This is a genomic window from Parafrankia discariae, assembly GCF_000373365.1.
GTDB classification, from domain to species: Bacteria; Actinomycetota; Actinomycetes; order Frankiales; family Frankiaceae; genus Parafrankia; species Parafrankia discariae.
The window spans coordinates 70,160-83,308 of record NZ_KB891148.1 but is presented as its reverse complement, the minus strand read 5'-3'; the positions used below and the strand labels follow the sequence as shown (position 1 = coordinate 83,308).

The following is a 13,149-nucleotide window of genomic DNA, read 5'->3' as shown; positions in this document are numbered from 1 at the left end:
GGACGCGCAATACGGGTCGATGGTCGACTTTCGGTCGTCTTCGGTCCGGGACCACCGGCGGTGGGCCGGCCCGCCGCCTGGCTCCCAGCCGGCCGGGGAGCCGCACCCCGGGTGTCCGCCCCGCGTCCGCCGGCGGCGTCGGCGGACGGCGTCCGGTGTCGGCGCCGGACGCCCGTGGCGACCGCCGCCTGTCCGACGGGCATCCCGCGGAGCATAGCGTCATTCGTGCCAGTGGTCTTGGCTGAAATTGGCCATCCAAAAAAGTAATCGCTCACTTTTCGAGGCGTGATGGCTTCCGGACCGGGGCACGCCACGTGGCTCGGGGTCCCGCCGAGAGCTGGCAGACTGGCCACCCGGGGCAGCCGAGCCCCCAGGCCGAGGCAGGTGTCGCGATGCGCAACGACCGCACGCCCGAGGACGGGCGGGCGGTGCCGTCCGAGGACGGGCAGCCGGAGCCGGGCCGCCGTTCCTACGACAGCCCGGTGCGCCGCCAGCAGGCCGAGCGGACCAGGGAGCGCATCGTCGCGGCCGGAGCCGAGATGGTCCACGGCTTCCCGAGCTGGGACTGGCACGAGCTGACCGTGCGTGCCGTCGCCCGGCGGGCCCAGGTCAACGAGAGCACGATCTACCGCTCCTTCGGCAGTGAGCGGGGGCTGCGTGACGCGGTGATGCGCCGCCTCGAGGCGGAGGCCGGGGTGGACGTCGACACCCTGCGCCTGGACGCCTTCGGTGACGTCATCGGCCGGGTCTACTCCTACCTGTCGGCGTTCCCCACCGGCGGTGGGCCGACCGGCGACCCGACGTTCGCGGACGTCGACCGGCGCCGCCGCGACGCGCTCGTCGCCGCCGTGACCGCCGCCGCGGACGGCTGGTCGCCGGCCGAGTGCGAGCTGGTCGCCGCCGCCCTCGACGTCTTCTGGAGCGTGCCGTCCTTCGAACGCCTGATCGGAGTCTGGGAGCTGGACGCCGATCAGGCGACCCGCGTCGCCGGCTGGGTGATCGAACTGATCCGGGGCGCCGTCCGGGACGGGCGCGGACCGCTGTGACCCGCGCCCGCCCGTGCGCCCTCCGCCTGCGCGCCGTCCGTCGCCGGTCGGGTCAGCCCTTCACACAGAGGACGGCGTGCAGCTCGGCGGCGACGTCCACGAGATCGCTCTGGTGGGCGATGACGGCGTCGATGTCCTTGTAGGCGGCGGGGATCTCGTCGAGGACGCCGGGGTCCTTGCGGCACTCGACGCCGGTGGTCTGGGCGATGAGGTCGTCGGTGGTGAACTCCCGGCGGGCGCGGCTGCGGCTCATCCGCCGCCCGGCGCCGTGCGCGGCGGAGTGGAAGGACTCGGGACTCCCCAGACCGCGGACGATGTAGGACCGGGTGCCCATCGAACCGGGGATGATCCCGTACTCGCCGGCCCGGGCCGAGATCGCGCCCTTGCGGGTGACCAGGACGTCCGCTCCGTAGTGGTGCTCCTCGGCGACGTAGTTGTGGTGGCAGTTGACCGCGGCGAAGGCGGTGTCGGCGGCGTGCGGCCCGTGCTCGGGCGGGGTCGGCACCCGCAGCGTGGGCAGGTGCTTGCGCAGCGCGTCCACGTAGAGGGCGAGCATGGTCTCGCGGTTGCGGCGCGCGTAGCTCTGCGCCCAGGTGAGGTCGCGCCGGTAGGCGGCCATCTCGGGGGTGCCGGCGAGGAAGACCGAGAGGTCCCGGTCGCGCAGGCCGGTGTTGTGCGGGAGCTTCTTCGCGGCCGCGATGTGCGCCTCGGCGAGGGTCTTGCCGATGTTGCGCGAACCCGAGTGCAGCATGAGCCAGACGGCGTCCTCGGTGTCCAGGCAGAGCTCCACGAAGTGGTTGCCCGAGCCGAGGCTGCCCATCTGCGCCATCACCCGGTCGACGCCGCCGCTGCGCCCGGTGACCTTGGGGTGCAGGTCGTCGAAGCTTCCCCACAGGTCGGCGTAGCCGCGGACCCGCCGCGAGATCTCGGTGTGCCCGCGGTGGCCGACGGGGATGGCCGCCTCGACCGCCGCCCGCGCCGGCCCGAGGTCGTCGGGCAGGTCGGCGGCGGTCAGATTGGTCCGCAGCGCGGCCATCCCGCACCCGATGTCGACGCCGACGGCGGCCGGGGAGACGGCGTCGCGCAGCGCGATCACCGAGCCGACCGTCGCGCCCTTGCCGAGGTGGACGTCCGGCATGACGGCGACGTGGTGGTGGACGTAGGGGAGTTCCGCGATGGTGCGGAGCTGGTCGAGCGCGGCGCTTTCGACCTCCTGGGGAGGTGTCCACATCCAGATCGGCGCGGTCGCTCCCGCCAGCTCGTGGACGGGGGTCACAGGGCATCACTCCTCGGTCACGGCGCGGGGCTGGTGCCCCGCGTGCCGCCGAGATCAACGATGGCCGGTTTCCGCGCCGCGGGCCATCCAATTTCCGCTGGCCCGTCGGGATCCCGCTGGCCCGTCGGGATCCCGGGATCACTGTCGGAAGCGCATGCCGGGGCCGCGGGTCTCGAACAGGTCCTGCGCGATCACCGCGCCGAGCTGGGTGGCGTCCCACCGTCGGCCGCCCGCGGTGATCACCTTGCGCTCCTTCCAGCCCTGCATCCAGATGGCGCGGTCCTCGATGGAGCGCGGGACCTGGCCGGTGACGTGGCCGGCCTCGTCGGAGGCCAGCCAGGCGACCAGCGGCGAGCTGTTCGCGGGGTCCATCGGCTCGAAGCCGTCCGCCGGCACGTCGTCGGGCTCGAACGCCGAACCCATGCCCGGGATGGACGCCGTGATGCGGGGTCAGCCCGGAGGGGCCGACCGCGTTGAGGGTGACCCCGATGCGCTGCAGTTCCAGGGCCAGGGCCAGGGTCTGGGTGATGCCCACGATGGCGGCCTTCGCCGCGGCGTGGTGGCAGGTCGACCCCGTCCCCTTGACGTGCACCCGGATCACCGCGTCGAAGTCCTGCTCGGTCATCTTCCAGATCACCGCGTCGCGGACGATCCCGGCGTTGTTCACCAGGATGTCATCAAGATCGGCCGTTCCGAGGCGGGGCGGCGGATGGCCGCCGCGCACACCGGGCATCTCACCGGGACCGACGCCGTGCACGACGCGGTCTTCCGCCAGTACGGCCTGATCCGGGTGGACGACCTGGACGAGGCGATCGAGATCGCCGGGATGTTCTGCCACACCGAGAAGGTGCCCGGCGACGGCGGGGTGGCCGTCTACGCGATGTCCGGGGGACGGCGTCGCACGTCGCCTCGTTCACCGCCGCCGTGCGCGGGCTGGGGGAGCTGGGGCGCTACTCGGACTGTCGCACCGGCGGCCGTTCGGCCCCACCATCACCTTCGGCCTGGGCGGGATCCTCACCGAGGTCCTCGCCGACGTCGCGTTCGGGGTGCCGCCGTTCGACGAGCAGGAGGCACGCGCCATCGTCGGGCGCACCCGCGGCGCGCGGCTGCTCGCCGGGGTGCGCGGCCGGCCGCCCGGCGCCGTCGACGCCCTGATGTCGGTGATCATGAACCTGCGGCGGCTCGCCGTGGACGTCGGTGACGCCGTTTGTGAACTCGATGTCAACCCGCTGCTCGTGCTGCCGGCCGGGCAGGGTGGCGTCGCCGTGGACGCGTTGGTCGTCGGCGCCTGACAGACTGCTTGCCGACCCGGGGCGCGACCGGCCCGGACCGGTCGCCGTCAGCCCGACGGACGAACGCCATCGTGAGAGGAGACCAGCATGTCCACTGCCCAGAACCGCGTCGCTGTCGTCACGGGGGCCGCGCGCGGCATCGGTGCCGCCACGGCGCGCCGGCTGGCCGCCGACGGCATGGCCGTGGCGGCGCTCGACCTGGAGGAGAGCGCGTCGAACGGCACCGTCGAGGCGATCGTGGCCGCCGGTGGGACGGCGCTCGCGCTCGGCGTCGACGTGAGCGACCCCGAGCAGGTCACGGCCGCGGTGGAGCGGGTGGCCGCCGAGCTCGGCGGGCCCACCGTCCTGGTGAACAACGCCGGGATCACCCGGGACAACCTGCTGTTCAAGATGACCGAGGTCGACTGGGACCTGGTCATGGGGGTGCACCTGCGGGGCAGCTTCCTGATGACCCGGGCCGTGCAGAAGCACATGGTCGAGGCGGGCTTCGGCCGGATCGTGAACCTCTCGAGCACCTCGGCGCTGGGCAACCGCGGCCAGGCGAACTACTCGGCGGCCAAGGCCGGCCTGCAGGGGTTCACGAAGACGGTGGCGATCGAGCTCGGGAAGTTCGGCATCACCTGCAACGCCGTGGCGCCCGGCCTGATCGCGACCGAGATGACCCGGGCGACGGCCGAGCGGCTCGGGCGGACGTGGGACGAGTACGCCGCCGCCCGCGCGACCCAGATCCCGGTGGCCAGGGTCGGCGAGCCCGAGGACATCGCCCACACCGTCTCGTTCCTGGTGAGCGAGGGCGCGGGATTCGTGTCCGGCCAGGTGATCTACGTCGCCGGCGGGCCGAAGGCGTGATCGGGCCCGGCTGAGGGGCGGTCGGCGTCCGCGCGGGGGCGCCGCCGCACCGCCAGCACCGGCGCCCCGCACGCCCCGCACGCCCCGCACGGACCGGGGGGACCGGGGCCGGCTCGGGGAAGCGGATCTCCTGTGATCCGATGAGATTTCATATATATATATATTATTCCTTACGCCCCGAAAGGCCCACGCGGACTGTGAAAGCCATGTCGATGAGAGGTTCGGCCTGCCCCGTCCGGACGTCGGGTGCACGGGCACGGGCTGTCGGCGGCGCCGTCGTCGTCGTCCTGTAAGGAAGACGGGCGGAACGCGGCCTGCTACGCGATGGTCCGGGTGAACGCCACCGGAACCGCGTACGAGGTCGTTCCGAACACGACGTCGGGCACGCCGGCCGCGGGTGGCTGGTGCGGGCCGACTTCCGCCGGGTGAATCCTCGGCGGGCGGCCGGAAGGCTTGACCATACATGCGTCTAACTATGTATGGTCTGCCCGGCCAGGTGGTGATCGAGACAGGCGTGGAGAAAACGGCGTAGGTTGCAGTCCTCGTGTTGCCCGGTCGCCTCTTCCAGCAGGAGCGACTGAAGGAGCCGCACCATGTGTTCGGCCAACAGGGCACGTTGCGTCACGTCAAGGTGCCCGAGGTCCACGGGCAGTCTATTCAGTACGTCCAGGCTGAGCTCGGGTGCGGCCGGCGTGGTGATGAGGGCGTCGGCGCGCCCGGGCCGCGCTATGAACGAGAGCAGCGGATCCGTGGGCAGCATGCGCACGCAGTGCGGCATCGTCTCCACCAGCGCCTCGCGGGGATCGCTGAAATGGGTGAGATGGGCGGAGAGCCGGGCGACCAGTGCCTCGGCTTGTTCGGCGGCGACCGCGGCGAAGAGTGCGTCGCGCGAGGGGAAATAAAGATAGAGCGTCTGGCGGTTAATCCCCAGCCGGACGGCGACCTTTGTTAGATCGGCGCCGGCGTCGGGTGCCCGCGGGCATTCCGCCGCGGCGGAGCCGTCCTCATATTTACAGTTATTCCAGTAACTGGCGAGAATGTATACCCGGGGTGGTGCTCCTCGCGGCCCGGGGTGGCGCCCCCTCCGGTCGTCGGTGGCCGTCGCCGGCACCGTTGCCCGGCGGCGACGAAGAGAATACTTTATGCACGATCTGATCTCGGTGGCCGAGCGGACGGAAGTCCGTCGCAGGGACGAGGTGACGATGTACGCGCAGGCCGACAAGGTTGACCGAACTGGGCTGCTACGCCCACGCGGGGCACAGCTCCACCCCGCGTGATCTGATCGACGAGGTCCGGGGCGCCGAACGCCTCGCCCTGGGCGCGACGTTCGTGTCCGAGCGGTTCAGCACCAAGGACGCCGCCACGCTCGTCGGGGCGGCCGGCGCGGTCAGCGAGTCGATCGGGATCACCACCGGCGCGACGAACCACAACACCCGTCACCCCATCGTCACCGCGACCTTCGCCAGCACCGCGCACCGCCTGACCGGTGGCAGGTTCGCGCTCGGGCTGGGCCGCGGTTTCGACCGGCTGTTCACCGCGCTCGGCCTCACCCCGGTCACCGGCGCGCAGATCGAGGACTTCGTCGGGCTGATGCGCCGGCTGTGGCGCGGCGAGATGGTGCTCGGGCACGACGGGCCGGCCGGCGCCTATCCCTACCTGCACCAGGACGCCGACTTCGACGAGGACATCCCGGTGATGCTCGCGGCGCTCGGGCCGCGGTCACTGGAGCTGGCCGGCCGGTGCATGGACGGCGTCATCCTGCACACCTTCTTCTCCGACGCCGCTGTCGCGGCCGCGCTCGAGGCCGTCGCGCGCGGCGCGAAGGCCGCCGGCCGGGACCCGGCGGAGGTGCGGGTCTGGTCGGTCCTCGCCACCGTCTCGACGAGATTCCCGAGGACCTCCGGTTACTCAGGACCGTCGGGCGGCTCGGCTCCTACCCGCAGGGGGGCGACATCCTGGTCCGGGTCAACGGCTGGGACCCGGCGGTGCTCGCCCGGTTCCGGGCCGACGAGGTGGTCGGGGCGGTCAAGGGCGGGATCGACGCCAAGGCGACGAGGGCGCAGTTTGAGCACATCGCCACGATCATCCCACCGAAGTGGCTGGCGGCCAGCGCGACCGGCAGTGCCGAGCGGTGCGCCGCCGCCGTCGCGGCCCAGTTCGACCTCGGGGTGACCGGGGTGATCATGCGCGGGGCGACGCCGGCCGAGCTCGTCCCCGTGGTGGCGGCCTACCGGAAGATCAGACCGGCCGGGCTGTCCGTGCTGCCGGCGAACCCGGGCCGGTCGGCGTGAGCGACCCGACCACGGAACACCGCCGCGCGCCCGGGGAGGGCGCCGACATCCCGGCGATCGGCCACCCCGCGCACGTCGTCGACGACCCGGCGGAGATCACCCCGGAGTGGATGGCCGAGGGGCTGCGGGGCGGCGACGTCGGGGCGGTCGAGGTGACCGGCCTGCGCCACGAGCCGATCGGCACCGGCCAGATGGGCTCGAGCTACCGGTTCCACCTGGAGTACGCCGCCGACCGGACCACCGACCGGGCCGGGAGCGCCACCGCCACAGATCCGCCGGCCCCGGCCCCGGCCAGTGTGGTGGTCAAGATGGTCGCGGGCGACCCGGCCGGCCGGGACGTCGCGCGCCGCGGCTACCGCAAGGAGGTCGGCTTCTACTCGCGGCTGGCCGGGATCTCCCGGGCGCGTACTCCGCGCTGCTGGCAGGCCGCGATCACCCCCGACTCCCGCAGCTTCACTCTCGTGCTCGCCGACGCGCACCCCGCGCGGCCGGGCAGCCTGGCCGCCGGCTGCGACGCCCGGCAGGCGGCCGACGCGGCCCGCAACCTCGCCGGGCTGCACGCGCCGTTCTGGAACAGCGAGCTGCTCGACGCCGAGGCGTTCTGGCTGGAACGCCCCGGCGACGCCGAGCTCGCGTTCATGGGCGAACTGCACGTGATCGCGACCACCGAGTTCGTCGAGCGCTTCCGCGACCTCGGGTCGCTCGATCTGGTGGAGGACGCGTGAGCGTGACCGAGAACCCCGCCCCCGTGCCGGCGGCCCCCGCGGACGGCCCGTTCGGCTACCGGGGCCGGCGGGTGGTGATGGCGGGCGCGGCCTCCGGTGTCGGTGCCGCGCTGGTCGAGGTGCTCACCCACCTCGGCGTCGCGCACATCACCGTGATCGACCGCAATCCGCCGTCCGTGGCGGTGCACCGGTTCGTCCAGGCCGACCTGTCGACCGCCGCGGGGGTGAGCGCGGCCGCGGCGGCGGTCGACGGTCCGGTGCACGCGCTGTCGAAGGAGGCACGCAGGTCTACACCATGGTCGCCGCGCGGGCGATGTCCCGGGCCGGGCTGCGCATCAACAGCGTCTGCCCGGGTCCGATCAGCACACCGCTGCTGGCGGACTTCAAGGTGACGATGACCGAGCCGGTGCTGGACTGGGCCGTCGCCCAGGGTAACGGGCGGCCGGCGACGGCCGCCGAGATCGCGGGGATCCTGGCGTTCCTCGGCTTGACCGCCTCGTCTTACCTCAACGGAGTCAACATCACCGCGGACGCCGGTCTGCAGGCCGCCCTGCTGACCGACCAGGCCGACCTGAGCGCCCTGGCCGGGTGACACGGTGCCTGCCCGGTCGGTGCCCGACGGCCCGGTGCCCGACCGGCCAGGGCGCGTCGCGCGGTCAGCGGCGCTGGAACACCGCCGGGCGCTTCTGCGCGAAGGCCAGCGGGCCCTCCTTCGCGTCCTCGGACCCGAACACCGCGTCGGCGTACGGCTTCTCGTGCGCGAAGGCCTCGCTCTCCGACAGGCCCGGGGTCTCCCGCAGGGTCCGCAGCACTGCCTCCACGGCCAGCGGGCCGTTCTGGGCGATCACCTCCGCGATCTCGCGTGCCTTCGCAAGCGTCGTGCCCGCGGGGACCACGTGGCCGACGTGCCGACCATGCTCGTCCGGTTCCTCAAGCTGCCCGCGGACGTCCGCGCGAAGTACGACCTGTCCACGCTGCGGTGCGTGGTGCACGCCGCCGGGCCGTGCCCGGTGGACGTCAAACAGCGGATGATCGACTGGCTCGGCCCGATCGTGGGCGAGTACTACTTTGGGACGGAGGGCTGCGGGCTGACCCACATCGGCGCCGCCGACTGGCTGGCGCACCCGGATCGGTGGGCCGGGCCCTGGTCGGCGTCCCGCACATCTGCGACGACGGCCGGGAGCTGGCAACCGGCGAGCCCGGCCTGCTCTACTTCGAGCGGGACGAGGCGCCGTTCGAGTATCACCGTGATCCGGAGAAGACCCGGGAGAGCTGGCACCCCCGGCACCCGAACTGGACGACCTGCGGCGACATGGGCTACCTCGACCCGGACGGCTACCTCTTCCTGACCGACCGGAAGAGCTTCACGATCATCTCGGGGGCGTCAACAGCTACCCCGCGGAGATCGAGGCGGCGCTGATCATGCATCCGCTCGTCGCGGACGTGGCGGTGTTCGGCCTGCCGGACCCGGAGATGGGCGAGTACGTGCGCGCGGTGGTGCAGCCCGCCGACGGGGTGGACGGATCACCCGAGCTCGCCGAGGAGCTGCGCGCGCACCTGCGCGGGCAGCTCGCCGGCTACAAGGTGCCTTGGGTGGTCGTGTTCCGCGCCGAGCTGCCGAGGATGCCCACGGGGAAGCTCCCCAAGGGGGCGCTGCGCTCGGAGTACCTGACGGCGAGTACCTGACGGCGGCGGACTGGCCGCCGCCGCCCGGCCCGTCAGCCGATCCCGATGATCATGGAGGCGCCCATGCCGCCACCGGCGCACATCGACACGCAGCCGAGCGAGCCGCCCCGCCGCCGCAGCTCGTTGACCATGGTGACGACCATCCGGGCGCCGGTGGCGGCGATCGGGTGGTCCAGGCTGGCACCGCTGCCGTTGACGTTGACGACCCCGAGGCCGATCCCGAGCGCGCGGACGGCCGCCACCGGGACCGAGCAGAACGCCTCGTTGATCTCGAACAGGTCGACGTCACCGAGGGTGAGATTGGCCAGGTCCAGTGCCTTGGGGGTCGCGCGGGTCGGCGCCAGCCCGGTCAGGGCCGGGTCGATGCCGGCCGTCGCCCAGGCCCGCACCGTGGCCAGCGGGGTCAGCCCGTGCGCGGTGGCGTAGGCGTCGCTGGTCAGGGCCAGCACGGCCGCGGCGTCGTTGAGGCCGGCCGAGTTGGCGGCGGTCACGGTCGCGTCCGGGTGGTCCGGGTGGTCCGGGCGCAGCAGGGGGAGCGCGGCGAGCCTGTCGAGGGTGGTGCCGCGGCGCGGGTGCTCGTCGGTGGCGAAACGGATCCTCGTCCCGTCCGGGCGGACGACGTCGAGCGGGACGATCTCGTCGACGAACGCGCCGGAGTCGATGGACGCCAGCGCCCGGCCCTGGGTGTAGACCGTCCACTCGTCGACGTCGCGGCGGGTCAGCCCGGCCGCGCGCCGTGTTCTCGCCGACGGTGATCGCCATGTCGAACGCGGGCGCCTGCGGCGTCTCCGGGTGCGGGGCCGACATCCACGTCCGGTAGGTGCCCTCGGCGTCTCGCTTCAGCCGAGGATCTGGTTGCTGAGGCTCTCGGTGCCGCCGGCGACGACCACGTGCTCCATCCCGGCGCGTTCCAGTACGTCGGGGACGACGGTCTCGGCGAGGTCGAAGGCGTTTAGTCCGACGAGGCCGCCCTTGCGGGCGCGTCCGATCGTGGTGCGCGCGGTCGAGACGACGACTGCGTCGATCATGATCGGCTCCTGCCTACTTGGGTCGGAAGCGGGTGCCGGCGTCGATCCGGATGACCTCGGCGTTCAGGTAGCCGTTCGTCAGGACCTCGACCGCGAGGGAGGCGAACTCGGCCGCCGAGCCGAGCCGGCGTGGGAAGAGGACGTCCCGGCGGAGTCGGTCCTTGAACTCCTCGGAGCCGGGGCCCGCTCCGTAGATGGGGGTGTCGATCAACCCGGGGGCGATGGTGTTCACCCGGATCCCGGCGACGGAGAGGTCGCGGGCCAGCGGCAGGGTCAGGGCGACCACCCCGCCCTTGGACGCGGCGTAGGCGGCCTGGCCGATCTGGCCGTCGAACGCGGCCAGCGACGCGGTGTTGACGATGCTGCCCCGCTCGCCGTCCGCCAACGGGTCGTTCCCGGCCATCGCGGTGGCGACGATCCGGACACAGTCGAACGTGCCGACGGTGTTGACCGCGAGCACGCGGCGGAACGCGTCGAGGCCGTGGGCCGAGTCGTAGGTTCCGTCGCGGCCGATGGTGCGGGCGGCCCAGCCGATCCCCGCGCAGTTGACCAGCGCGCGGATCGGCCCGGACTCCTTCGCGGCCTCGGTCGCGGCGACGATGTCGGCGGTCGAGGTGACGTCGACGTGTGCGAACGTGCCGCCGATCTCGCCGGCGACCGTCTTGCCCCGCGTGTCGTCACGGTCCGCGACGACCACCCGCGCCCCGCGCGCGGCGAGCAGGCGGGCCGTCGCGGCCCCCAGCCCGGAGGCCCCTCCGGTGACGATCGCCGACGGGCCGTTCAGATCCACTGGAGGCCTCCTTCCGGGCGGGAGGACCCGGGGTGCGGTCACCGTCGCGCGCACCGCACCCGCGGGTGTGAACGTGACCAGGCGCGCGCGACCCGCGGTGCGGCGGGCGGCCGATCCTGGTCCACGCCACCGGCGACCCGCGATTTTATGCAACAGATTGATGCATATCTGTCGGCTGGCTGCTCGACCGCGGCGCCGTAGCGGTGCGCTACTTCGCGTCCGCGAGTGTCGCTCCCTCGACCGGCAGCGGCTTGCGGGGGGCGCACAGCAGGGGGCCGCCGCACCGGTCGGCGCCGTCCTTCACGGCGATCATGTTGGCCGCCACGTAGGAGATGTTGTTGGTGGAGTGCCAGTCGGACGGGAAGTAGGTGACCAGCCGCGAGCTCTGGAACCTGGCCCGGATCTGCGGCACGAAGGACCGGTACCGCTCGTCGGTGTAGTACCAGAACGAGTTCTCGTTGTAGTAGGAGATGTGTGTCGGGTCCTGGTAGGCGCCCCGGCCGTCCGAGCTGGGAGTCAGGGTCAGCAGCATGCCGCCCGGCGCCAGCAGCCGGTACAGCTCGTTGATCAGGGGAATCTTCGCCGGTACGTGCTCCAGGAAGTCCACCGCCCTGATGAGCCCGACCGAGTTGTCCGGGAGGTCAAGCGGTTCGGGCAGCGTCGCGACGATGTCGACACCGTCGCCCGGGTACTGGTCCACCCCCAGGTAGCCGGGCGGCTTGCGGTGCGCCGCGCCGAGGTCGAGCGCCAGCAGACCACGCCGGGACGCCCAGGCCAGCGCGTTGGCCTCGATGTACCTGTCGTACAGCGCGATGGTCTCCCGCTGGATGTGGGCGTTGATCTCGGCGTCGCGCTGGGTGTTGCCACTGTGTATCCGCTGCAGGTAGAGGCAACGGGGTATCCGGTGGAACTCGCCGGCCTGGAAGAAGCGGCACATGAGGTCCTGGTCGTCCAGCACCGTGCGACTCGCGTCATAGCCGCCGATCCGCTCGTAGGTCTCCCGGCGGAACGCGCGAACGTGGTTGGGGGCGTACCAGATGTAGGAGACATTGTGCGGAGTCGGCATCATCGAGACGGCCTGCAGGACCCGCCGGCCGTCGACGTCGGTCTCCTCGAACCGCCAACCGTGCCGCGCGTCGAACCGGCTGTCGTCACGGCCCCCGTTCTCCGTGATCTGCGCGGTGTTGCTGTAGGCGAAGACGACCTCGGGATTCTCGTCGAAGGCCTTCGCCAGTTCCGCCAGGCAGTCCCGCGCCAGCAGGTCGTCATGGTCCAGCTCGACGAGGATCTCGCCAAGAGCGAGTTCACACGCCCGGCGCTTGGCCGCGCCCACCCCCTTGATGTCGTCCGCTATCTCCACTCTGACCCGGTCGTCCGGAATCTCTGGGCGCCATCGGGCGCCGCTGTTCAGCAGCACAATCCACTCCCAGTCGGAGCGGGTCTGCGCTTGCAGGGTTTCCAGGCACTCGTCGAGGAAACGGGCACGGTGACTGGGGGTGAAAACGGAGAACTTGGGTGTCGGTGACGTCATCTTTCGATACCTGTCCGAAGGGCTGTCGGTGGTCGGTGAGACGGGTGGGCGCACCCGGTGTCGCGGCCTGTTCCGGGACGGCCGTGGCCTCCACCGGTTTTCTGACCGGTATGGGTTTCGGGCTCCCGTTTCTCATTGCTGCGGCTTTCCGCCGGGCTCCGGTTCGCCCCTGACGTTGCCGGTTGCCGGGTCATGGACAAGGAAGCCACGCGGGACGGTACCCCCACCCGGCCGAAGGTGGGGGTACCGCCACGCAGCATCACCGCTGTCCCGACAAACCCGGGACAGAGGTCCCTACCCGTTGTGGCTTACGGCGCGCAGATCGCGTAGGCGGTGACCGGGTCGCCCGCAGTGGTGGCTGCCTGCCAGCCGCTCGCCGGCGATCCACCGAAGGGCACCGAGCTGAGGATGGGCGTGGCCGCCGACCCTCCACCACCGATGGCGAAGGTGCCCACCCCGCACGAGGCGGTCGCCAACGTGGTGCCGATGGCGGTGACGACGGCGGACTGAGCCCCGGCGCCCGGACCCTGGGCGCCCTGGGCGCCCTGGAAGCCCTGCGTACCGGGTGTGCCCGGGGTGCCGGGGTCGCCCTGTGCGCCCTGTGCGCCCGGGGTGCCGGGGATGCCGGGGATGCC

General features: G+C 72.2%; 10 protein-coding genes and 7 pseudogenes. 9 read left to right on the top strand and 8 right to left on the bottom strand.

Annotated features, from left to right (window positions below; genetic code table 11):
* Positions 1 to 392 precede the first annotated feature (392 nt).
* The gene (locus B056_RS0108020) at positions 393 to 1,046 is read left to right on the top strand and encodes a TetR/AcrR family transcriptional regulator (RefSeq protein ID WP_020572384.1); all 654 of its coding nucleotides are present in this window, start codon (positions 393 to 395) and stop codon (positions 1,044 to 1,046) included.
* A 52-nt stretch (positions 1,047 to 1,098) separates the two neighbouring features.
* Here B056_RS0108020 and B056_RS0108015 read toward each other — a convergent pair whose 3' ends face one another.
* Together B056_RS0108015 and B056_RS44235 are read right to left on the bottom strand one after the other, a co-directional pair.
* On the bottom strand, positions 1,099 to 2,322 hold the full coding sequence (locus tag B056_RS0108015; RefSeq protein WP_018501362.1) for an RtcB family protein: 1,224 nt from the start codon (positions 2,320 to 2,322) through the stop codon (positions 1,099 to 1,101).
* A gap of 138 nt (positions 2,323 to 2,460) precedes the next feature.
* Positions 2,461 to 2,745 (bottom strand): hypothetical protein, encoded by a 285-nt coding sequence (locus B056_RS44235; protein WP_018501361.1) that lies wholly within the window; start codon positions 2,743 to 2,745, stop codon positions 2,461 to 2,463.
* Between B056_RS44235 and B056_RS45710 the strand changes: the two are divergent.
* The 3 genes and pseudogenes from B056_RS45710 to fabG form a co-directional block, all read left to right on the top strand.
* Positions 2,744 to 3,091: pseudogene (locus tag B056_RS45710) on the top strand (hypothetical protein); the annotation flags it as partial. The gene B056_RS44235 and the pseudogene B056_RS45710 overlap by 2 nt on opposite strands.
* Before the next feature lie 172 nt (positions 3,092 to 3,263).
* Positions 3,264 to 3,614, top strand: a pseudogene (locus B056_RS44225) (acetate--CoA ligase family protein); the annotation flags it as partial.
* An 87-nt stretch (positions 3,615 to 3,701) separates the two neighbouring features.
* Positions 3,702 to 4,463 (top strand): 3-oxoacyl-ACP reductase FabG, encoded by a 762-nt coding sequence (gene fabG / locus B056_RS0108000; protein WP_018501358.1) that lies wholly within the window; start codon positions 3,702 to 3,704, stop codon positions 4,461 to 4,463.
* Positions 4,464 to 4,932: 469 nt separating this feature from the next.
* On the opposite strand, the gene B056_RS40415 is transcribed toward fabG, so the two are convergent.
* Positions 4,933 to 5,574, bottom strand: coding sequence for a TetR/AcrR family transcriptional regulator (locus tag B056_RS40415; RefSeq protein WP_018501356.1), 642 nt, complete (start codon positions 5,572 to 5,574; stop codon positions 4,933 to 4,935).
* A gap of 113 nt (positions 5,575 to 5,687) precedes the next feature.
* On the opposite strand from B056_RS40415, the pseudogene B056_RS35745 reads away from it, so the two are divergent.
* The 4 genes and pseudogenes from B056_RS35745 to B056_RS44215 all read left to right on the top strand — a co-directional run bounded on the left by B056_RS35745 (position 5,688) and on the right by B056_RS44215 (position 8,071).
* Positions 5,688 to 6,754 (top strand): annotated as a pseudogene (locus B056_RS35745) (TIGR03857 family LLM class F420-dependent oxidoreductase).
* Positions 6,751 to 7,479, top strand: a complete 729-nt coding sequence (locus B056_RS35740) for a hypothetical protein (protein ID WP_018501355.1) — start codon at positions 6,751 to 6,753, stop codon at positions 7,477 to 7,479. The pseudogene B056_RS35745 and the gene B056_RS35740 overlap by 4 nt, the downstream one beginning before the upstream one ends.
* The gene (locus tag B056_RS44220; RefSeq protein ID WP_230202892.1) at positions 7,476 to 7,871 is read left to right on the top strand and encodes a Rossmann-fold NAD(P)-binding domain-containing protein; all 396 of its coding nucleotides are present in this window, start codon (positions 7,476 to 7,478) and stop codon (positions 7,869 to 7,871) included. The genes B056_RS35740 and B056_RS44220 overlap by 4 nt, the downstream gene beginning before the upstream one ends.
* Positions 7,775 to 8,071 (top strand): SDR family oxidoreductase, encoded by a 297-nt coding sequence (locus tag B056_RS44215; protein WP_018501354.1) that lies wholly within the window; start codon positions 7,775 to 7,777, stop codon positions 8,069 to 8,071. The genes B056_RS44220 and B056_RS44215 overlap by 97 nt, the downstream gene beginning before the upstream one ends.
* Positions 8,072 to 8,135: 64 nt before the next feature.
* On the opposite strand, the pseudogene B056_RS43530 reads toward B056_RS44215, so the two are convergent.
* Positions 8,136 to 8,384: pseudogene (locus tag B056_RS43530) on the bottom strand (enoyl-CoA hydratase-related protein); the annotation flags it as partial.
* Here B056_RS43530 and B056_RS35730 point away from each other — a divergent pair.
* Positions 8,358 to 9,165 (top strand): annotated as a pseudogene (locus tag B056_RS35730) (AMP-binding enzyme); the annotation flags it as partial. The pseudogenes B056_RS43530 and B056_RS35730 overlap by 27 nt on opposite strands.
* A gap of 32 nt (positions 9,166 to 9,197) precedes the next feature.
* On the opposite strand, the pseudogene B056_RS35725 reads toward B056_RS35730, so the two are convergent.
* From B056_RS35725 to B056_RS43525, 4 genes and pseudogenes are all read right to left on the bottom strand, one after another.
* A pseudogene (locus B056_RS35725) lies at positions 9,198 to 10,193 on the bottom strand (thiolase family protein).
* Positions 10,194 to 10,206: 13 nt separating this feature from the next.
* Positions 10,207 to 10,983 carry an SDR family NAD(P)-dependent oxidoreductase gene (locus B056_RS0107950; RefSeq protein WP_018501351.1) on the bottom strand — a complete coding sequence of 259 codons (777 nt, stop codon included), beginning with the start codon at positions 10,981 to 10,983 and terminating at the stop codon, positions 10,207 to 10,209.
* Positions 10,984 to 11,191: 208 nt separating this feature from the next.
* Positions 11,192 to 12,514, bottom strand: a complete 1,323-nt coding sequence (locus B056_RS0107945) for a glycosyltransferase (protein WP_018501350.1) — start codon at positions 12,512 to 12,514, stop codon at positions 11,192 to 11,194.
* A gap of 308 nt (positions 12,515 to 12,822) precedes the next feature.
* A pseudogene (locus B056_RS43525) lies at positions 12,823 to 13,149 on the bottom strand (hypothetical protein); the annotation flags it as partial.

Excerpts from the sequence above, each read along its gene's own strand:
- B056_RS44215 (WP_018501354.1), top strand. The coding sequence starts at position 7,775 with ATGGTCGCCGCGCGGGCGATGTCCCGGGCCGGGCTGCGCATCAACAGC.
- B056_RS0108020 (WP_020572384.1), top strand. The coding sequence starts at position 393 with ATGCGCAACGACCGCACGCCCGAGGACGGGCGGGCGGTGCCGTCCGAG.
- B056_RS44235 (WP_018501361.1), bottom strand. The coding sequence starts at position 2,745 with ATGGGTTCGGCGTTCGAGCCCGACGACGTGCCGGCGGACGGCTTCGAG.
- B056_RS0107945 (WP_018501350.1), bottom strand. The coding sequence starts at position 12,514 with ATGACGTCACCGACACCCAAGTTCTCCGTTTTCACCCCCAGTCACCGT.
- fabG (WP_018501358.1), top strand. The coding sequence starts at position 3,702 with ATGTCCACTGCCCAGAACCGCGTCGCTGTCGTCACGGGGGCCGCGCGC.